The sequence below is a fragment of the Streptomyces sp. NPDC002835 genome (genome assembly GCF_053591995.1).
Map to the genome: position 1 here is coordinate 72,199 of NZ_JBSFUW010000019.1, position 18,947 is coordinate 91,145.

The 18,947-nt window shown below is 73.0% G+C and carries 15 protein-coding genes; 11 read left to right on the forward strand and 4 right to left on the reverse strand.

The window, feature by feature from the left end; translation table 11 throughout:
* Positions 1 to 204: 204 nt before the first annotated feature.
* On the forward strand, positions 205 to 2,304 hold the full coding sequence (locus ACWD01_RS21280) for a M14 family zinc carboxypeptidase (protein ID WP_451164043.1): 2,100 nt from the start codon (positions 205 to 207) through the stop codon (positions 2,302 to 2,304).
* Positions 2,304 to 5,783: a S8 family serine peptidase gene (locus tag ACWD01_RS21285; RefSeq protein WP_451164045.1), complete on the forward strand. Its 3,480-nt coding sequence runs from the start codon at positions 2,304 to 2,306 to the stop codon at positions 5,781 to 5,783. Before ACWD01_RS21280 ends, ACWD01_RS21285 begins: the two co-directional genes overlap by 1 nt.
* 67 nt (positions 5,784 to 5,850) lie before the next feature.
* Here ACWD01_RS21285 and ACWD01_RS21290 read toward each other — a convergent pair whose 3' ends face one another.
* Positions 5,851 to 7,506 carry an FAD-binding dehydrogenase gene (locus tag ACWD01_RS21290; protein ID WP_451164047.1) on the reverse strand — a complete coding sequence of 552 codons (1,656 nt, stop codon included), beginning with the start codon at positions 7,504 to 7,506 and terminating at the stop codon, positions 5,851 to 5,853.
* 105 nt (positions 7,507 to 7,611) lie between these two features.
* Here ACWD01_RS21290 and ACWD01_RS21295 point away from each other — a divergent pair, with 105 nt between their 5' ends.
* The 7 genes from ACWD01_RS21295 (at position 7,612) to ACWD01_RS21325 (ending at position 12,799) form a co-directional block, all read left to right on the forward strand.
* Complete coding sequence (locus ACWD01_RS21295) at positions 7,612 to 8,142, forward strand: NUDIX hydrolase (RefSeq protein WP_451164151.1); 531 nt, start codon at positions 7,612 to 7,614, stop codon at positions 8,140 to 8,142.
* 54 nt (positions 8,143 to 8,196) lie between these two features.
* Complete coding sequence (locus tag ACWD01_RS21300) at positions 8,197 to 8,586, forward strand: YidH family protein (RefSeq protein WP_356899210.1); 390 nt, start codon at positions 8,197 to 8,199, stop codon at positions 8,584 to 8,586.
* The gene (locus tag ACWD01_RS21305; RefSeq protein WP_451164049.1) at positions 8,583 to 8,879 is read left to right on the forward strand and encodes a DUF202 domain-containing protein; all 297 of its coding nucleotides are present in this window, start codon (positions 8,583 to 8,585) and stop codon (positions 8,877 to 8,879) included. The genes ACWD01_RS21300 and ACWD01_RS21305 overlap by 4 nt, the downstream gene beginning before the upstream one ends.
* Before the next feature lie 145 nt (positions 8,880 to 9,024).
* Entirely contained in the window at positions 9,025 to 9,321 is a 297-nt protein-coding gene (locus tag ACWD01_RS21310; RefSeq protein WP_451164051.1) for a hypothetical protein, read from the forward strand.
* Positions 9,322 to 9,410: 89 nt separating this feature from the next.
* Positions 9,411 to 10,325: an MBL fold metallo-hydrolase gene (locus ACWD01_RS21315; RefSeq protein ID WP_451164053.1), complete on the forward strand. Its 915-nt coding sequence runs from the start codon at positions 9,411 to 9,413 to the stop codon at positions 10,323 to 10,325.
* 232 nt (positions 10,326 to 10,557) lie between these two features.
* The gene (locus ACWD01_RS21320) at positions 10,558 to 11,577 is read left to right on the forward strand and encodes a phosphotransferase family protein (RefSeq protein WP_451164055.1); all 1,020 of its coding nucleotides are present in this window, start codon (positions 10,558 to 10,560) and stop codon (positions 11,575 to 11,577) included.
* Between the two features lie 7 nt (positions 11,578 to 11,584).
* Complete coding sequence (locus ACWD01_RS21325) at positions 11,585 to 12,799, forward strand: acyl-CoA dehydrogenase family protein (RefSeq protein ID WP_451164057.1); 1,215 nt, start codon at positions 11,585 to 11,587, stop codon at positions 12,797 to 12,799.
* A 242-nt stretch (positions 12,800 to 13,041) separates the two neighbouring features.
* Here the strand turns inward: ACWD01_RS21325 and ACWD01_RS21330 are convergent, their stop codons facing one another.
* From ACWD01_RS21330 to ACWD01_RS21340, 3 genes are read right to left on the reverse strand one after another with little or no spacing between them, the layout of a single operon-like run.
* The gene (locus ACWD01_RS21330; RefSeq protein WP_451164059.1) at positions 13,042 to 13,635 is read right to left on the reverse strand and encodes a TetR/AcrR family transcriptional regulator; all 594 of its coding nucleotides are present in this window, start codon (positions 13,633 to 13,635) and stop codon (positions 13,042 to 13,044) included.
* A gap of 51 nt (positions 13,636 to 13,686) precedes the next feature.
* Positions 13,687 to 15,339 (reverse strand): AMP-binding protein, encoded by a 1,653-nt coding sequence (locus ACWD01_RS21335; protein WP_451164061.1) that lies wholly within the window; start codon positions 15,337 to 15,339, stop codon positions 13,687 to 13,689.
* On the reverse strand, positions 15,336 to 16,100 hold the full coding sequence (locus tag ACWD01_RS21340; protein ID WP_451164063.1) for an SDR family oxidoreductase: 765 nt from the start codon (positions 16,098 to 16,100) through the stop codon (positions 15,336 to 15,338). The genes ACWD01_RS21335 and ACWD01_RS21340 overlap by 4 nt, the downstream gene beginning before the upstream one ends.
* Positions 16,101 to 16,273: 173 nt before the next feature.
* Between ACWD01_RS21340 and ACWD01_RS21345 the strand changes: the two genes are divergently transcribed.
* Together ACWD01_RS21345 and ACWD01_RS21350 are read left to right on the forward strand one after the other, a co-directional pair.
* Complete coding sequence (locus ACWD01_RS21345; RefSeq protein ID WP_451164065.1) at positions 16,274 to 17,512, forward strand: exo-beta-N-acetylmuramidase NamZ family protein; 1,239 nt, start codon at positions 16,274 to 16,276, stop codon at positions 17,510 to 17,512.
* Positions 17,513 to 17,612: 100 nt separating this feature from the next.
* Entirely contained in the window at positions 17,613 to 18,896 is a 1,284-nt protein-coding gene (locus tag ACWD01_RS21350) for a serine-threonine protein kinase (protein ID WP_451164067.1), read from the forward strand.
* Positions 18,897 to 18,947 lie beyond the last annotated feature (51 nt).

Consider the following 18,947-nt stretch of genomic DNA (forward strand, 5'->3'; position numbering starts at 1 on the left):
CCTCGGCGACGGCACCCCCCTGCCCGGAGCAGTGCGTTCCGTTTTCTCTGCCGAAGATCTCGTGTCCATGCCAATCCTTTGGTACGTTCCCGTCTGCCTCCCCCCACCACGGATCGGGCAATGCTCCGGACAGGACGTCGCGCCCACCCTTCGGCGCGCCTCCGACCTGGGGCGGAGCTCCTTTTGACGGGAGTTCACGTGGTCGTGTCGCACAGACAATCCCGCACGCGCAACGCACTGTCGTGCGCGGTGGTGGCAGCCGCCGCAGCCGGACTGCTGCCCTTCACCGCCTTCTCACCCGCCGGAGCGACGGAGGACGACTTCAGGCCCCAGCTCGTCACGGTGGACACCCCCACCAGAGCGGACAGGACCGAGCTCGGCACGCTCGGTCTCGATGTCACCGAGCACGCGGGACACGGATACACCGAGGTGGTCCTGCACCAGCCCGGCGACGCCCTGGCCCTGCGCGCGGCCGGTTTCACCTGGCAGGTGCGCATCCCGGACCTCGTGCTGCGGGAGTCCGAGATCAACGCCGCCAACCGCGCCTACGCGGCGGCCACCACCACCTCGCCGCTGCCGTCCGGCCGCGACGGCTACCGCGGCCTCGACGACTACAACAGCGATCTCGACCGGCTCGCCGCGGCGCACCCGGATCTGGTCAAGAAGATCACGCTCAGGCACCGGAGCCTCGAGGGAAAGCCCGTCCACGGGATCGAGATCGCGCACGACGTCACGGCCGCCGTGGAGGGGCGGCCGGTGTTCGTCATGCTGGGTCTGCACCACGCCCGTGAATGGCCGTCCGGCGAGCACGCCATGGAGTTCGCCCACGACCTGGTCAAGAACCACGGCACCGACGACCGGATCACGTCGCTGCTGAAGAAGGCCCGGATCGTGGTCGTGCCCGTCGTCAACGTCGACGGCTTCGAGAAGTCCTTCAACGACGGACAGCTGGTCGACCTGCGTACGGTCGACGGCGGCGGCACGGCGTCCATCCTGGCCACGCCCGGCAACGCCTACAAGCGGAAGAACTGCCGGATCGTCGACGGCCAGGCCCCACTGGCCGGCGAATGCTCCCTGACGAGCAGTCCGGGCGGCTTCGGCGCCGGCGTCGACCTCAACCGCAACTACGGCGCCTACTGGGGCGGCCCGGGCGCGGCGGCCGAGTCCGTCGACCCCACCTACCGGGGCGCCGCGCCCTTCTCGGAGCCGGAGACCCGGAACATCCGCGACCTGATCAGCAGCCGGCAGGTGACCGGGCTGATCACCAACCACACCTTCTCCAACCTGGTACTCAGCCCCGGCGGCGTCGCGCCGGACACGGTCGGCCCCGGCGGAGTGCCGGTCGGCTCCGCGGCCGACGACGAGGCGCTGACGGCGCTCGGCGACAGGATGGCCGCCCAGAACGGCTACACGAGCCAGCACAGTTGGGAGCTCTACGACACCACGGGCTCCACCGAGGACTGGTCGTACAACGCGACCGGCGGCTTCGGCTACACCTTCGAGATCGGTCCGGACGAGTTCCATCCGCCGTTCGCCGAGGTCGTCGACGAGTACCTGGGCGCCGGCGAGTACGCGGGCGGGGGCAACCGGGAGGCGTACCTCATCGCACTGGAGAGCGCCGTCGACACCGCGACCCACTCGGTGATCTCCGGCAGGGCCCCCGCGGGCGCGACCCTGCGGCTGCGCAAGAGCTTCGCCACCCCGACCTGGTCCGGCAGCGTCCAGGACACCCTGGACACCACGATGACCGTCGGCTCCGGCGGCTCGTACACCTGGCACGTCAACCCCTCGACCCGGCCCGTCGTCAAGGCGCGCCAGCTCCAGGTGATCGGCTCCGAGCCGCTGGAGCGGCAGTCCTACACGGGCACGACCGCTCCGGGGCAGCGCACCGAGCAGGATTTCACCGTGGGCCGCGAGGCGGACGTCCTCGAAGTGACGCTGGACTGGCCGACCCCGGACGACCTCGACCTGTATGTGCTGCGGAAGAACGCGGACGGCACGCTCACCCAGGTCGCGAGCTCCGCCGGGTTCGTCGGCGAGAAGGAACGCGTACTCCTCCAGGCCCCGGAGCAGGGCGCCTACGTGCTGCGGGTCGAGAACTTCGCCTCGGCCACACCCTCCTGGACGCTCACCGCGTCGCTCTTCGACGCCACCGAGGAGCAGACCGGCGGTCTGATCGAGAACTGGACGCTGACCTGCGAGAAGGACGGCAAGTTCCTCGAACGGGTGCCCGTCGTCGTCGACCGGGGTCAGCGGGTCAAGGCCGATCTGAAGACCTGTGCCAAGAACTGGGGCGAGAACTGATGGCGCGCACCGCCGGCAAAGCCCGCCGGCTCCGCGCCCTGGTCGTGTCCGCGACACTCGCGGTGTGCGTCTCGCTGCTGCCCGCGCCGGCCGCGGGCGCCGAAGAAGCGGCCGGCGCCGATGTCGCCGTCTCCACCGTCGACGGCCGTCAGGTCGTGGACGGGGCCGTGCACGGCGCCCTGAACGGCGCCGTCGACGTGACCGGCACCGCCCGCACCGGATCCCCCGTGCCCGGTCCGACCGCGCCGCTCCACGCGGACGCCGGGGACAGCGGCCATGTCGCCGCCGGCGAGAAGACCGTGCTGCTCGGCAGCGCGTACGGCGGGACCGCGCCCTACACCTGGGCGTGGTCGGCGGAGCAGGGCGCCGTCACGGGCCAGGACTCGTCGAGTGCCGTCTTCGACACCGCGGGCCTGGCCGCCGGCGCCTACGAGCTGCGGCTGAGCGTCGGCGACGCGGCCGGCGCGACGACGTCCGACACCGTCAAGGTCGTGGTGGTGGACGAGACGTCCTCGACGCTTCTCGAGGAGACGCGGTCCGACACCACCCCGGGAGCCTTCCCCACCGGCCAGGCCGTCGAGTTCCCCTTCGACGTGCCCTCCGGCGTGAGCTCCCTCGACGTCACCCTGTCGTGGACGACGACCGCCCAGGACTACGACCTGCGGGTCACCGACCCGTCCGGCGAGGTGGTGGCCCGCTCCGAGTCGGCCGGGCACCCCGAGAAGACGTCGGTGCCGTCGCCCGCCGCCGGCACCTGGAAGGTCGTCGCGGTCAAGTGGGCGACCGTCGCCGACGAGGTGACCGCCCAGGTCGTGGCCCGCGAGCGCCCGGCCGATCCCCGGCCGCGCGTGGCGGCCGGCGGCCCGTACGAATTCGGGACCGGCGACGGACAACGGCTCACCGGTAGCGTCTCCGGCGGCACGGAACCCGTCACCGCGGCCTGGGACCTCGACGCCGACGGGCACTTCGACGACGGCGCCGGCGCCACGGTCGCGACCGCCCTGCCGGAAGGCCGGCACCTGGTCACCCTCAAGGCGACCGACGCCGCAGGCCTGGAGCGGCGAGAGACCACGTCCGTGCTGGTGGGCAGCGCCGAACGGCTCGCCGCCGGGCCGCCGGTCACCGTCATCGGCATCGCCGACACCGGGATCAACCCGTACCACCTGGAGTTCTCCGCCCGCACCTATCCGGATCCCGATGTCCTGGCGCTGACGGAGAACTTCACCCGGCATCCGTCGGAGTACATCCCGGGCTACCCGGCGTCCGCGCCGGCCGTCCCCGTCACCCTCGGCCAGGGCTATCTGCCCGCCGCCGACCAGGAGTTGTGGACCAGCGAACGGGTACCGGGCGGCAGGCTGCACTGGATACCCGGCACCAAGATCGTCGGCGCGTACTCCGCCTCCCTGGACGGCGAGCACCCCGTGCTCGACGACAACGGCCACGGCACCGGTTCCGCCTCGGTCTCCGCGGGCAACCGCTACGGCTACTGCCCGTCCTGCCTGCTGGTCATGGTGGAGGGCCTCGACGAGACGGTCGCCACGCGCTACCCGTGGGTCGACATCACCTCGCACTCCTTCGGCTACATCGGCGGCGCGCCCGTCGGCCCGGTGCTCAGCGGTGAGGAGGTCACCAAGGAGGCCGCGGAGCGCGGCCAGACCGTGCTGTTCGCCGCCGGCAACGGCGTCGGCAACGCCTTCGACGTGCCCGTCAGCACCTGGCACTCCGACCAGACCGGACCCGACTGGAACATCACCGTCGGCGCGCTGCGCCGGGACGACGGGCGGGCGGTCGTCGGCGACGGCATCCCCGTGCACCTGTCGTCGTGGGGCATCGGCAGCCTGCCGTCCGCCTGCCACACCGGGGTGCACTGCCAGGACCAGTTCAGCGGCACGTCGGCGGCGACCCCGTACACCGCCGGTGTCTTCGGCACCACGCTGCAGCGGGTCCGCGACGCCGTCGGCGACCCGAACGCCGGCCAGAAGGCCGGACAGGTCGTCGCCGAGGGCGGGGCCGTGCCGGAGAGCGTGTACCTGCACGACGGCAGGCTCACCCGGGCCGAACTGCGGGAGGCTGTCCTGAAGAACGCCTTCCCGCTCGGTGCGGAGGACCTGCCGTCCGCGAGCTGGCCGCTGGCCTCGCCGTACACGGCGGGCAACGTCCTCTTCGAGGGCTACGGCGCCGCGACGCCCGAGACCGTACGGCGCGCCGTGGACACCCTGCTCGGCAGGGCGCTGCTGCCCGAACGGCCCGTCGAGGACGACTTCTTCGCGACCGACCGGGCGATCCGCGACAGCGTCTGGGGCGGCTACGACCGTGACGGCGACGGCGCCGAGGACCCGGCGGCGATGCCCACCGGTCTCTCCGTCTCGCTCGACGACGTGGCCACCCTCGACGGCGCGCTCGGCGTCCTGCGCCGGACGGCCGCCGCCCGCGACGACACGGCCACGGCCCAAGCCCCCGCCGGGGAAGGCATGTTCGGCTACTACCTGCACCAGGGGCCGGACTGCGGCGCGGAACGGACGATGGACCGCACCGACCGGACCGGCGACGCGGACGGCTGCGCCGTCGGCGACACGCTGTCCTCGGCCGCCCCGTACCTGCCGACGGCCGCCTTCCCGGCGACCGACACCCTCGGCGCACCCCTGGCGTCCGGCTCACTGGTGCGGGCGGAGCTGTACCTGCGCACCGGTGCCCCCGCCGCGATGGTGGGACCGACGGTCGTGCTCCAGGCGACCGACCGGGAGATCGGGCGCGGCAAGGCCGCTGCGCAACTCGTCACCGGGGGCTGGACGAGGTTCACCGTGGACTTCGACACGGCCCGGCACGCGTTCACGGGCGAGCAGTTGACGGTGCAGCTGCTGTCGGACACCACCGCGCTCGTCTCGGTGGGATACGAGGGCGACCACGCCTCGAAGCTGACGGTCGGCCCCGCGGCGCTGCCGCCCACCGGCCTGGAGTTCGGGGCCACGATCGACTCCCCCACCGACGGCTCAGAGGCCGTGGCGGGACAGGCAGTCGTCGCCGGCGGCCGGTTCGCCTTCCCCGACCTCGGCAGTGACCCCGAGGGGGTCGGCGGGCGGCCGGAGACCCACCGCGTGCAGGGCTCCGTCGACGACGCCACGTTCGCCTCGCCCGTCAGCGCGGAGCTCGACGACGCCACCGGCACCTGGCGGGCCGGCCTCGGCAGGCCGGCCGTGGGCGAGCACGTGCTGTACGTCCGCGCCGTGCGGGACGGCACGCCGTCCGAGGCGGCCCGGTCCACGTTCCGCGTGGTGCCGGACGCCCGGGTCGAATGGCAGGTCGTGACGCGCAACGCGCCGGTGGACGCCGCCGGGTGGAAGCCCGCGACGGGGCTCGCCGACTGGTCGTTCCGGCTGGACACCGGGGCGTACGGGACCGGTCACCGGACGATCGTCGTCCGCCTGGTGGAACAGGGGGTGGAGACGGCCCGGGACACGGTCCGGGCGGCCTTCCGCTGACCCGGCCGCGCCAAAGGGCCGGCGTCCCTTCGGGGATGCCGGCCCTCCGCCGTCCGCGGGTCCGCCCCTACCCCACCGCGGCGGCCGCCGCTCTCCCCGCCGCGCGCCCGGAGAAGAGGCAGCCGCCCAGGAACGTGCCCTCCAGCGACCGGTAGCCGTGGACGCCGCCGCCGCCGAAGCCCGCCGCCTCGCCCGCGGCGTACAGGCCGGTCAGCGGGGTGCCGGACGCGTCGAGGACGCGCGAGGACAGGTCCGTCTCCAGACCGCCGAGGGACTTGCGGGTCAGGATGTTGAGGCGGACGGCGATCAGCGGGCCCGCCTTCGGGTCCAGCAGGCGGTGCGGCGCGGCCGTGCGGATCAGCTTGTCGCCGAGGTACTTGCGGGCGCCCCGGATCGCCGTGACCTGGAGGTCCTTGGTGAACGGGTTCGCGATCTCCCGGTCCCGCGCGGTGATCTCGTGCCGCAGCTCCGCCTCGTCGATCAGGTCGTCGCCGGTGAGCCGGTTCATGCCGCGCACCAGCGCGCCGAGGTCCTTCTCCACGACGAAGTCGACGCCCTTGTCCATGAACGCCTTCACCGGCGCCGGCACGTCCGCCCTCGCCCGTACGAAGACGTCACGGACGGACCTGCCCGTCAGGTCCGGGTTCTGCTCGGAGCCCGACAGCGCGAACTCCTTGCCGATGATCTTCTGGTCGAGGACGAACCAGGTGTAGCCGTGGCCGGTGCGCATGATGTGGTCGAGCGTGCCGAGGGTGTCGAAGCCGGGGAACAGCGGCACCGGCAGCCGTTTGCCGCGTGCGTCCAGCCAGAGGCTGGACGGGCCGGGCAGGATCCGGATGCCGTGCCTGGCCCAGATCGGGTTCCAGTTCTCGATGCCCTCGGTGTAGTGCCACATCCGGTCGCGGTTGATGTGGCTGGCGCCGGCGCCCTCCGCGATGCCGAGCATCAGGCCGTCGACGTGCGTGGGAACGCCGGAGAGCAGCTTGTCCGGCGGGGTGCCGAGCCGCTCCGGCCACTGGGCGCGTACGAGGTCGTGGTTGCCGCCGATCCCCCCGGACGTGACGACGACCGCCTGCGCCGTGAGCTCGAAGGCGCCGGTCACCTCGCGGCTGCTCGCCGCGCCGCGCTCCGCGTCGGACGGCCGGAGGATCTCGCCGGTGACGGTGTCGATGCCGCCGGCGCTGCTGCCCAGGCCGGTGACCCGGTGCCGGAACCTGAGCTGCACGAGCCCCTTCGCGACGCCCTCGCGGACCCGGCGCTCGAAGGGTGCGACCAGACCGGGGCCGGTGCCCCAGGTGATGTGGAAGCGCGGCACCGAGTTGCCGTGCCCGTTCGCGTCGTAGCCGCCGCGCTCCGCCCAGCCGACGACGGGGAAGAACCGCACGCCCTCGCCGTGCAGCCAGGCCCGCTTCTCGCCGGCCGCGAAGTCGACGTACGCCTCGGCCCACTGGCGCGGCCAGTGGTCCTCCTCCCGGTCGAAACCGGCGGTGCCCAGCCAGTCCTGGAGGGCCAGGGCGTGGCTGTCCTTGATGCGCATCCGGCGCTGCTCGGGCGAGTCGACGAAGAACAGTCCGCCGAAGGACCAGTGGGCCTGTCCGCCGATGGACTGCTCGGGCTCCTGGTCCAGCAGGATGACCTTTCGTCCGGCGTCGACGAGCTCGGCGGTGGCCACGAGGCCGGCGAGTCCCGCCCCGATCACGATCACGTCAGCGTCGTACGCCATGGTCTTCCATTCGTCGGTCGGGCCGGTGGGACCCGATCTTCCTTACGGGTGAGTAACTCGTCAATGGCGGCGGACCCGCGGTGCTTGGATGGGCGCATGACTGAGATGCGGTCCGCGGAAGAGATCCTCGACATCGTCGACGAGCACGACCGGGTGGTCGGGCAGGCTGCGCGCGGCGACGCGTACGCCCGCGGGCTGCGCCACCGGTGTGCGTTCATCCTCGCCAGGGACGCGGCAGGGCGGATCTTCGTGCACCGGCGCACCGCCACGAAGCTGGTCTTCCCCTCGATGTACGACATGTTCGTGGGCGGGGTGGTGGGCGCCGGCGAAAGCTACGACGAGGCCGCACTGCGGGAGGCGGAGGAGGAGCTCGGGGTACGCGGGCTCCCGCAGCCGGTGCCGCTGTTCAAGTTCCTGTACGAGGGCGAGAGCCGGGCGGACGGCGGCCCCGGGCCGGCGTGGTGGTCGCAGGTCTACGAGGTCCGCTGCGAGCTGCCCGTGGACCCGCAGAAGGAGGAGGTCGCCTGGCACGGGTTCCTCACGGAGGCCGAGCTCGAGGCGCGGCTGGGCGAGTGGGACTGGGTGCCGGACGGGCTGGCCGCCTACGAGCGGCTCAGGGCGCACCGGGCTGGCTGAGGCCCGTACGGGCAGGACAACGGCGGCCCGGCCCGCCCGCGTAGGGTGCGTGGCGTGAGCGACTTCGTACAGAGCCTGCGGCTGTGGTTCGCACCGGCCCGGATCCGGGAGGAGGGCGAGACACCCGACTACCGGTTCTCGCTCGCCAACGAGCGCACGTTTCTCGCCTGGATCCGTACGGCGCTGGCCCTGATCGGCGGCGGTTTCGCGGTCGACCAGTTCCTGCCGGACCTGCGCTGGGGTGTGCGGGCGGGGCTGGCGCTCGCGCTGATCGGCGTCGGGGCGGCGTGTGCCGTGCGGGCCGTGAACCACTGGGTGCGGTGCGAGCGGGCGATGCGCCGCGGCGAGGACCTGCCGGTGTCCCGGTTCCCCGCGCTGCTGGCGGTCGTGGTCGCGGTGGTCTCGGCCGCCATGGTGGTGGTCGTGGCGTGGGGTGACGTGTGACCGCCCCGGCCCGCGACCCCGGTCTGCAGCCGGAGCGGACCCGGCTCGCGTGGCGTCGGACCACCCTGACCTGCACGGTGGTGGCGGTGCTCGCCGCCAGGCAGGCGGCGCAGGACACGGTGGCGGCGGTCGCGCTGAGCGTGGTCGCCTGGCTGGGGTTCCTGGCGGTCGCGCACCGGCGCATCGGGGCGATGGCGGCGGCCCGGCCGCCGGCCATGCCGCTGGGCGGCGCGCTCGCCGCGGTGGTGTGCGTCCTGGCGCTGGCGGCCTTCGCGGTCGCGGTCGTCGTGTGACGTGACGTGCACGTACCGGGCATGGAGCGCTACGCCTCGGACATGCGTGCCATCACGGCGCGGAGCGCCGCGCGGAGCCCGGCCCGCCCGCGCCGCCTAATCTGGAACGGACACAACGGCACGAATCACACCAGAGGTGAGCGCCATGACCGTTGCCCACCAGGAACACACCGCGCACCAGCACGCCCACGGGCCGGCCTGCGGCCACGCCGAGGTCCCGCACGGCGACCACGTCGACTACGCGCACGACGGGCACCTGCACCGTGAGCACTCCGGCCACTGGGACGAGTGCGAGCCCGGCGAGCACGTGTCGCACAGCGGGCACACGCACGCGCACGGCGCCGGCTGCGGCCACACGGCCGTGGTGCACGGCGACCACGTCGACTACGTCCACGACGGGCACCGCCACGCGGAGCACGACGGCCACTGGGACGATCACTGAGCCCACCGCCCGCGCCCGGTTTCCCCCGCGGCGGCCGGCGGACAGACTCCGAGGGCCGATTCGCCGTCGACCCGCCCCGGGGAGCCGCATTGCCCGCCGACCAGCCCTACACCGTCGAAGTCGCGCCGCACGTGTACGCCTACGTCCAGCCGGACGGCGGCTGGTGCCTGAACAACGCGGGTTTCGTCAGTGACGGAGGCTCCACCCTCCTCGTCGACACCGCCGCCACCGAGCGGCGGGCCCAGGCACTGCGCGCGGCGCTGCTGGCGACCGGCGCCCCGCTCCCCCGCACCGTCGTCAACACCCACCACCACGGCGACCACACCTACGGAAACGGCGTCTTCGAGCCGGAAGCGGTGGTGGTGGGGCACGACGCGTGCCGCCGTGAGCTGCTCGCGGCGGGCCGCCAGCTCCATCTGCTCTGGCCGCGGACCGACTTCGGGGACATCCGGATCACCGCGCCGACCGTCACGTACAGCGACCGGATGACGGTCCATGTCGGGGACGTCGAGGTGCGGCTCGTCCATCCCGGCGGCGTCGCCCACACGACCGGCGACACGGTGGTGCACCTGCCCCGGCAGGGTGTCGTCTTCACCGGCGACCTGATCTTCCAGGGCGGCACGCCGTTCGTGCCGATGGGCTCGCTGAGCGGTTCACTGCGGGCGCTGGGCGTACTGCGGTCGCTCGGCGCCGAGACGGTGGTGCCGGGCCACGGCCCGGTCACCGACCCCTCGGCGTACGACGCGACCGAGCGCTATCTGCGGTTCGTCGCCGGTCTCGCCGAGGAGGGGCGGGCCAAGGGGCTCACTCCGCTGGAGACGGCGCGGGCGGCGGATCCGGGAGACTTCGCCGGGCTGCGGGAGAGCGAACGCCTGGTGGCCAATCTGCACCGGGCCTACGCGGAGCTGGACGGGCTGCCGGAGGGGTCGCCGCTGGACGCGGCGGCGGTGTTCGCCGACATGGCGGTGATGAACGGCGGGGTGCCGGTGGCCTGCCACGCCTGACGGACGGGATCCTTCCGGACCCGGGGGCCGTGCCTGACGTGCGGGGCCTTTCCGGACCCGGGGCCACGCCTGGCGGGCCGGCCCTTCCGGGCCGGGAGCGACCGTGTCGGCGCCCGCCGCCGGCCTCGCACCGGTGTGATCCGGACTTCGCTTCGACCTGGCCACTGGACGACATACCGACTGGTCGGTCATCATGAACGCGTTCCCAGGTCCGCCCCCGGAGGTGCCCACCATGAGCTCAGTCCCCCCAGGCCTCGATCCCGAGCAGCTGCGCGGTTATCTCGACCGTGAGCGGCCCGGGCTGGTGGGCGGACCGCTCAGCGCCCGGCTGATCCAGGGCGGCCGCTCCAACCTGACTTACGCCGTCACCGACGGCGCCTCGCGCTGGGTCGTCCGCCGGCCGCCGCTCGGCCACGTGCTGGCGACCGCCCACGACATGAAGCGCGAGCACCGGGTGATCAGCGCGCTGGCGCCGACCGCCGTCCCGGTGCCGCAGCCCGTGGTGTTCTGCGAGGACGAGTCGGTCCTCGGATCGCCGTTCTACGTCATGGAGTTCGTGGCCGGCACCCCGTACCGCACCGCGGAACAGCTCGCGCCGCTCGGGGCGGAACGCACCCGGGCCGCGGTGCTGTCCCTGGTCGACACCCTCGTCGAACTGCACGCCGTCGACCCCGAGGCGGTCGGCCTCGGCGACTTCGGCCGGCCGGAGGGCTTCCTCGACCGGCAGCTGCGGCGCTGGGGCAAGCAGCTCGCGGCCTCGCGGGGCCGCGAGCTGGCCGGCATCGACGAGCTGCACGCCGCGCTGGGGCGTGAACTCCCCGCCTCCCCGGCGGCCGCCGTCGTCCACGGCGACTACCGCCTGGACAACGTGCTGATCGGGGACGACGACCGGATCACGGCGGTGCTCGACTGGGAGATGTCCACCCTCGGCGACCCGCTGACCGACCTCGGCCTGCTGGTCATGTACAGCAAGCGGCTGGAGCTGCCCGACTCCCCCGTCAGCACCACGGCGGGCGCCGCGGGCCACCCGTCCCCGGCGGAACTGATCGAGCGCTACGCCGAGCGCTCGGGCCGGGACACCTCGGCGATCTCCTGGTACGAGGCGTTCGCCTGGTTCAAGCTCGCCGTGATCCTCGAGGGCATCCACTACCGCTACACCCTCGGCCAGACCGTCGGCGCCGGATTCGACCGGATCGGCGATCTCGTCCCCCTCTTCATCGAGCACGGTCTGACCACCCTCCAGGAAGGCTGAGTACCCCATGGACTTCGCATTCGACGCCCGTACCGAAGAACTGCGCGCCAAGCTGCTCGCCTTCATGGACGAGCACGTCCACCCCGCCGAGCAGATCGAGCACGAGCAGCGCGCGCAGTTGGCGTCGCCGTGGGACACCCCGGCGATCGTCGAGGAGCTCAAGGCGGAGGCCCGCAGGCAGGGCCTGTGGAACCTGTTCCTCCCCGACTCCGAGTACGGCGCCGGTCTCACGAACCTTCAGTACGCGCCGCTCGCCGAGATCACCGGCCGCAGCCCGCACCTGGCCCCGACCGCGCTGAACTGCGCCGCCCCGGACACGGGCAACATGGAGGTGCTGACGCAGTTCGGCGACGACGCGCAGAAGAAGCAGTGGCTGGAGCCGCTGCTGGCCGGCGAGATCCGCTCGGCGTTCGCCATGACGGAGCCGGAGGTCGCCTCCTCCGACGCGACGAACATCCAGACCCGGATCGTCCGCGACGGCGACGACTACGTCATCAACGGCCGCAAGTGGTACATCTCCGGCGCGATGAACCCGCTCTGCCGGATCTTCATCGTCATGGGCAAGACCGACCCCGACGGCGCCGACATCCGCCGCCAGCAGTCCATGATCCTGGTGCCGCGCGACACCCCGGGCGTCGAGATCCGCCGCGCCATGCAGGTCTACGGCTACGAGGACCACTCCCACGGCGGCCACGCCGAGGTCGTGTTCCACAACGTGCGGGTGCCGGCCTCGAACCTGATCGGCGAGGAGGGCGGCGGCTTCGCCATCGCGCAGGCGCGGCTCGGCCCGGGCCGTATCCACCACTGCATGCGGCTGATCGGCATGGCGGAGCGCGCGATCGAGCTGATGTGCCGCAGGGCCGTGTCCCGCGAGGCCTTCGGCAAGCCGATCGCCCAGCAGGGCGTCGTGCAGAACTGGATCGCGGACGCGCGGGTCACGGTGGAGCAGCTGCGGCTGCTGGTGCTCAAGACGGCCTGGCTGATGGACACCGTCGGCAACCGGGGCGCGCACACCGAGATCCAGTCCATCAAGATCGCGACGCCGCGGGCGGTCGTGGACATCCTCGACAAGGCGGTCCAGGTCCACGGCGCGGGCGGCGTCAGCCAGGACTTCCCGCTGGCGGAGCTGTGGTCGGCGGCGCGGACGCTGAAGCTGGCGGACGGTCCGGACGAGGTCCACCAGCGGTCGCTGGCGCGGCGGGAGCTGAAGCAGTACATGTGAGCCGGGGTGCGGCGGGTGCGGGCCGCTTCCCACTCGCCGCCTTCCCTGTCCGGGCCGCCCTCGGGCGGGGCTGCCGGGCCCGCCGGGGGTGGGCCCGGCACTCCGCGTTCGCGGGACGTTCCGGCCGGCCCGGACCGGCACCGCGCTCCGCGCGGTGTTCCGGGGGCTCCGCCCCCGCGCCTCGAACGCCGGCGAGGCTGGATGCCCCGCGGTACCGGGGTCCTTGGGCAGGCCCCGGACCGCTACGGCCGCAGCGCCCGCAGGAGCAGGTCGGCCAGGTGGTCGGCGACCTGCTGCTTGGTGAGGGGGCCCGCCGGGCGGTACCAGGTCGACAGGTGGTGGACCGAGCCGAAGTGGTAGTCGACCACGAGGTCGGCCGGCGTGGCGGACGAGAAGACGCCGCTCTGCTGCCCCTCCTCCACCAGCGCACGGAAGCGCTCGTGGTACCGGCGGCGCTCTGCGCGCACCTGCTTGTGCTTCTCGGGGCTCAGATGGTGCATCGAGCGGAAGAAGATGTCGGCGTCGTCAAGGTTCTCGATGGTGGTGACGACGACGTCCGCCGCCGCGCCCCGCAGCCGCTTGTCCACCGGCTCGTCGGCGTCCGCGTAGGCGTCGAGCCGCTGCTGCTGGAGGCGCAGCACGCGGGCGTAGACCTCGTGGAGGAGGTCTTCCTTCGAGCCGAAGTAGTGGTACAGCGCACCCTTGGTGACGCCGGCCGCCTCCACGATCTCCTGCACCGACGTGCGGTCGTAGCCGCGCTCGGCGAAGAGCCGGGTGGCAGCGGCCAGCAGCCTCTGCGGCACGGGGGTGCCGTCCCCGTCCGTCGTTCTGGCCATTGCCGCCACCCGCCTTTCTTTCTGTACCCATGTGCCGTTCGGGACCGCGTGTTACGCCGGGGAACGCAGTTCCCGCCTGAGGATCTTCCCACTTGTCGTTTTCGGCAGCTCCGGCAGTACCTCGACTTCGCGCGGGTACTTGTAGGCGGCCAGCCGCTCGGCACAGTACGCGGAGAGTTCGGCGCCGTCGGTGCTCGCCCCGGGCCGCAGGCTGACGAACGCCTTCACGCTCTCGCCGCGGTAAGCGTCCGGGACGCCGACGACGGCCGCCTCGCGGACGGCGGGGTGGGTGTAGAGGACGTCCTCGACCTCGCGCGGCCAGACCTTGAACCCGGAGGCGTTGATCATGTCCTTCTTGCGGTCGACGACGTAGAGCCAGCCGTCGGCGTCCATGAACCCGATGTCGCCGGTGCGCAGTTCGCCGTCGGGGAAGGTGGCCGCGGTGGCCTCGGGCAGCCGCCAGTAGCCGGGCACGACCTGCGGGCCGCGAACCGTGATCTCGCCCTGCTCGCCGAGGGGCACGTCCTCGCCGAGCTCGTCGACGATGCGGACCAGGGTGTCCGGTCCGGGCACGCCGACGGACAGGGTGCCGGAGGCCGGGTCGACGGGGGCCTCCTTCTCCGGGGGTACGGCGGCGCAGGGGGCGGTGCACTCGGTGAGGCCGTAGCCGTTGCGGATGTAGGGCCCGAAGCCGGCCCGGAACTTCTCGACGAGCGCGGGCGGCACCGGAGCCCCGCCGGAGGAGATCACCGCGAAGGAGTCGAAGTGGTCCCGGGTGGCGGCGGGGTGGGCGGCGAGCGCCATGAACGCCGTGGAGGGGCCGACGGTGTACGCGGGCCGGTGCTCCAGGAAGGCGTCGAGGACGACCCCGGCCTCGAAGCGGTAGGCGAGGGCGAGGGTGCCGGCGTTCGCGAAGCAGACGGCGAGCTGGCAGACCATGCCGGTGATGTGGAACAGCGGCGCGAGGACGAAGTAGCAGGCGCCCTCGGGGACGGGGTGGCCGGTGCGCTGGCGTTCGGCGTTGTAGGTGATGCCGCCGTGCAGGTTCATGGCGCCCTTGGGGGTGCCGCTGGTGCCGGACGTGTAGCTGATCAGCGCCACGTCGTCCGCGGCGAGTTCGCGGTCCGCCGGGGCGGGCAGGCCGCTGCGGGCGACCGTGAGCAGGTCATCGGCATCGTCGGCGGGCGCGGTCCGCTCGAAGCCGAGGACCCGTTCGTCGCCCCGGGTCTGGAGGTCGAGCTCGCAGGCGGTGAGGGCGATCCGTACGGGCGAGGCGGCGGCGCAGTCGCGCAGATACCCCTCCCAGGCGCGGTCGGAGCAGATCAGCGCGCCGACCTCGGCGTCCGCGAGGACGTGCGCGACCTCGCCCGACTTGTACATCGGGTTGAGCGGGACGACGGTGGCCCCGGCCTTCCAGGCGCCGAGCAGCGCGATCACGAAGTGCGGGGTGTTCTGCAGCATGACCGCGACCCGGTCGCCGCGCGCGACGCCGCGGGCGGCGAGGTGCCCGGCCACCGAGTCGGACAGTTCGTCGGTCTCGCGGTAGCTCACTCTGCCGTCGAAGTAGGCGAGGGCGGTGTGCTCCGGGGCGCGCGCGACGGCGGCGCGGAAGGCGTGCAGCGCGGTCGGCGGCGGGTCGATCGGCGCCCGCTGGGCGTCGGTGAGCTGCGAGAGCCAGGGCTTGGCGGCGTAGATCGAGTTCATCGGCCGGTCTCCTCCCACTTCTGCTGGATGTGGTTCATGCCGGCGAGCCACCGGTCGTTGTGCGTCGCGCGGGCCGCGTAGTACTCGGCGACCTCGGGGTGCGGAAGGACCAGGAAGCGGTCCTCGGCCATGGCCTCGAAGAGGGAGTCGGCGACGTCCTCCGGCTCGATGGCGGTCGGCGTGAGGACCAGTTCGCCGGCCGTGCCACTGGCGGTGAGCATGTCGGTGCGGACGCCCTGCGGGCAGATGGCGTGGACCTTGAGGCCGCGGTGCCGGTAGGTGAGGGAGAGCCACTCGGCGTAGGCGAGCGCGCCGTGCTTGGTGACGCTGTACGGGGCCGCGCCGATCATCGTGAGCAGGCCGGCGGCGGAGACGGTGGAGACGAAGCGTCCGCTGCCGCGCTCGAGCCAGTCGGGCAGCAGGGCCCGGCTCGCCCGTACGTGCGCCATGACGTTGACGTCCCAGGCGGCGGCCCATACGTCCTCGTCGGCGAAGGCGTCCCCGCCGGAGGCGAGTCCGGCGTTGGCGCAGTAGACGTCGACGACGCCGCCGAGGGCGTCGCGTGCCTCGTCCACGATCCCCGAGGCGTCGCCCGGCACGGCGGTGGCGCCGATCTCGTCGGCGACGGCCTTGGCCTTGCCCGCGTCGATGTCGTTGACGACGACCCGGGCGCCCTCCCGGGCGAACCGCCGGGCCAGCGCGGCTCCGATACCGCCGCCCGCGCCCGTGACCACGACCCCAGCGCCCTGCACCGTACTCATCGGCTCCGCCTCTTCCCGACTCTCTCGTCCACCCGTCCTTCCGAGCAGACTAACCAGTCGGTATGTCACGACGGAAGAGGGCGGCACAACCACGTGCCGGGGTCGTTCCCCGGGGCCGACATGAGCGCTAGCGTGCAGTGGTCATGACACACGGCGATCACGGAGGTAGCTCTATGAGCCTGTCCAGACGGGGTTTGCTGGTCGCGGGCGGCGCGGCGGGGGCACTGGCCGCCGCTCCCGCGCCCGCCGCCGCCCACACGGGCCGCGGCCGGGTCCGCACCGGTTTCGAACGCCTGGCCGCCGGCGGGTACGCGGCGCTGTCCGGGCAGCGCGTCGGGGTCGTCACCAACCCGACGGGCATCGCCCGCGACGTGCGCCACATCGTGGACGTGATGCACGCCGACGACCGGGTGGACCTCGTCGCCGTCTTCGGTCCCGAGCACGGCTTCCGCGGCACCGCACAGGCCGGCGGCTCCGAGGGCCGCTACGACGACCCGGCGACCGGGCTGCCCGTCTACGACACGTACCTCAAGAGCGGGCAGCCGCTCGCCGACATCTTCACGGCCTCCGGCGTGGACACGGTCGTCTTCGACATCCAGGACGCGGGCGCCCGCTTCTACACGTACATCTGGACGCTCTTCGACTGCATGCAGTCGGCGGCGCTCGCCGGGAAGCGCTTCGTCGTCCTCGACCGGCCGAACCCGATGACCGGCCGGGCGGCGCTCGGGCCGGTGCTCGACAAGGCGTTCGCGACCTTCGTGGGCCGTGAGCCCATCTCGCAGGCGCACGGCATGACGGTGGGCGAGCTGGCGCTGCTGTTCAACGGCGAGTTCCTCACCCGGCCCGTCGAGCTGGGGATCGTGACGATGAAGGGCTGGCGGCGGCACGACTTCTTCGACGACACGGGGCTGCCCTGGGTCCCGCCGAGCCCCAACATGCCCACCCCGGAGACCGCGCTGGTCTACTCCGGCACCTGCCTCTTCGAGGGCACCAACCTCTCCGAGGGCCGCGGCACCACCCGCCCCTTCGAACTGCTCGGCGCCGAGGGCATCGGCCCGGCCTGGGCGGAGGCCGCGAACGCGCTGGACCTGCCGGGCGTCCGCTTCCGCGAGGCGTACTTCGCCCCGACCTTCTCCAAGTTCCAGGGCAGGACGGTCGGCGGCGTGCAGCTCCACGTCCACGACCGCGACGCCTACGACCCGGTCCGCACCGGCATCGCCCTCCTGGTGACCGCGAAGCGCACGTGGAGCGGCTTCGCCTGGCGCTCCGACAACTGGATCGACAAGCTGACGGGCTCCACCAAGGTGCGCACCCTGATCGACGCGGGCGCGGACACCGACGAGGTCACCGGCGCGTGGCAGGACGAACTGGCCGCGTTCAGCGCCGTCCGCAAGCGGTACCTGCGCTACTGACGCACCCGCTCGTACGCCTCCGGCCGCCTACGAGGTATGGCCGTTTCTCCCCTTGCGCAGGATGCTGTGACAGCGGAGCGCAAGGGGAGGGGCGGGGCCAATGGCGGGGACGGATGTGCGGCCGTACCGGGAGATCTGCTTCGACGCGGACGGCGATCCGGGCGGCGGGCCGTACGGCGTGGCCGCCGGTTCGGAGCTCACCGATCTCGTCGTGTTCGCACATGGCTGGAACAACTCCCCGGCCACGGCCCGCCGGCTGCATCTGACGTTCTTCGCGCCCTTCCCCGGACTGCTGGCGTCCGCACCGGACGCACGGGTCGGGTACGCCGGAGTGCTGTGGCCCTCGATGCGCTTCCCCGACGAACCGATCCCCGGCGCCGAACGGGCCGGCGAGGCGCCGGCGGCGGGCCCCGGGCTCGACAAGACGACGCGGGACCTGCTCTCCTGCCTGTTCCCCGGGCACGGGGCGACGGTGGACCGGCTGGCGTGGCTCCTCGGCGAACGGCCGGACTCCCGGGCGGCGTTCGCCGAGTTCGGGATGCTGGCCCGGCAGCTGACCGCGGCCCCGCCGGGCGGGCTGGAGGCGGCCTTCGCGGAGGATCTGCCGCGCGACGAGCAGAGCCCGCCGGCCGTCCTGTACGAGGACACGCTCACCCTCTGCGAACGGCTGGCGGCGGCCCTCGACCCGGCGGCGGCCGGGGCCGGCCGGCCCGCGGCCTGGCCCGGTGCGAAGGAGCTGCTGCGGCAGGCCACGTACTACGCGATGAAGCGGCGGGCGGGCGCCGTCGGCGAACTGGGGCTCGGCCCGCTGCTGGGACACCTGTCGCGGTCCGCGCCCCACCTGCGGGTGCATCTCGTCGGGCACAGCCACGGAGCGCGGCTGGTCGCGTTCGCACTGCGCGGGCTCCCCGAAGGGGCGCGGAACGTGACATCGGTGACGCTGCTCCAAGCGGCGTTCTCCCACTACGCGTTCGCCACCGGGCTCCCGCACGCCCCGCACCGCTGCGGTGTGCTGGGCGCGCTCCACCAGCGGGTGAACGGGCCGGTGGTGGCCTGCCATTCGCGGTACGACACCGCCCTCGGCGTGTTCTACCCGCTGGCGTCGAGCCTCGCGGGCGACCCGGCGGCCACGGCCGGGGCCGACCGGCGATGGTGGGCAATGGGCCATGACGGGATCCGGGCCGTCGCGGACACGCCACGGCTGACGCTGGACGAGGCGCTGCGCGACGGGCTGCCGGCGGCCGGCTGCGTCAACGTCGACGCCTCGGCCGTGGTGCGCCACGGGCCGCCGCCGACGGGCGCGCACGGCGACATCTGCCATGAGGAACTCGCACGGGTGGTGCTGACCGCGGGCCGCATCGGGGGCTCCCGGCCGGGGGCGTGATCCGGTCGAAGCGCCACCTTTTTCTTTTCGATGGAGCCGAAACGGGCACTC

Coding starts and splice junctions, on each gene's coding strand:
- ACWD01_RS21285 (WP_451164045.1), top strand. CDS start 2,304: ATGGCGCGCACCGCCGGCAAAGCCCGCCGGCTCCGCGCCCTGGTCGTG.
- ACWD01_RS21290 (WP_451164047.1), bottom strand. CDS start 7,506: ATGGCGTACGACGCTGACGTGATCGTGATCGGGGCGGGACTCGCCGGC.
- ACWD01_RS21295 (WP_451164151.1), top strand. CDS start 7,612: ATGCGGTCCGCGGAAGAGATCCTCGACATCGTCGACGAGCACGACCGG.
- ACWD01_RS21310 (WP_451164051.1), top strand. CDS start 9,025: ATGACCGTTGCCCACCAGGAACACACCGCGCACCAGCACGCCCACGGG.
- ACWD01_RS21320 (WP_451164055.1), top strand. CDS start 10,558: ATGAGCTCAGTCCCCCCAGGCCTCGATCCCGAGCAGCTGCGCGGTTAT.
- ACWD01_RS21325 (WP_451164057.1), top strand. CDS start 11,585: ATGGACTTCGCATTCGACGCCCGTACCGAAGAACTGCGCGCCAAGCTG.
- ACWD01_RS21330 (WP_451164059.1), bottom strand. CDS start 13,635: ATGGCCAGAACGACGGACGGGGACGGCACCCCCGTGCCGCAGAGGCTG.
- ACWD01_RS21335 (WP_451164061.1), bottom strand. CDS start 15,339: ATGAACTCGATCTACGCCGCCAAGCCCTGGCTCTCGCAGCTCACCGAC.
- ACWD01_RS21340 (WP_451164063.1), bottom strand. CDS start 16,100: ATGAGTACGGTGCAGGGCGCTGGGGTCGTGGTCACGGGCGCGGGCGGC.
- ACWD01_RS21345 (WP_451164065.1), top strand. CDS start 16,274: ATGAGCCTGTCCAGACGGGGTTTGCTGGTCGCGGGCGGCGCGGCGGGG.
- ACWD01_RS21350 (WP_451164067.1), top strand. CDS start 17,613: ATGGCGGGGACGGATGTGCGGCCGTACCGGGAGATCTGCTTCGACGCG.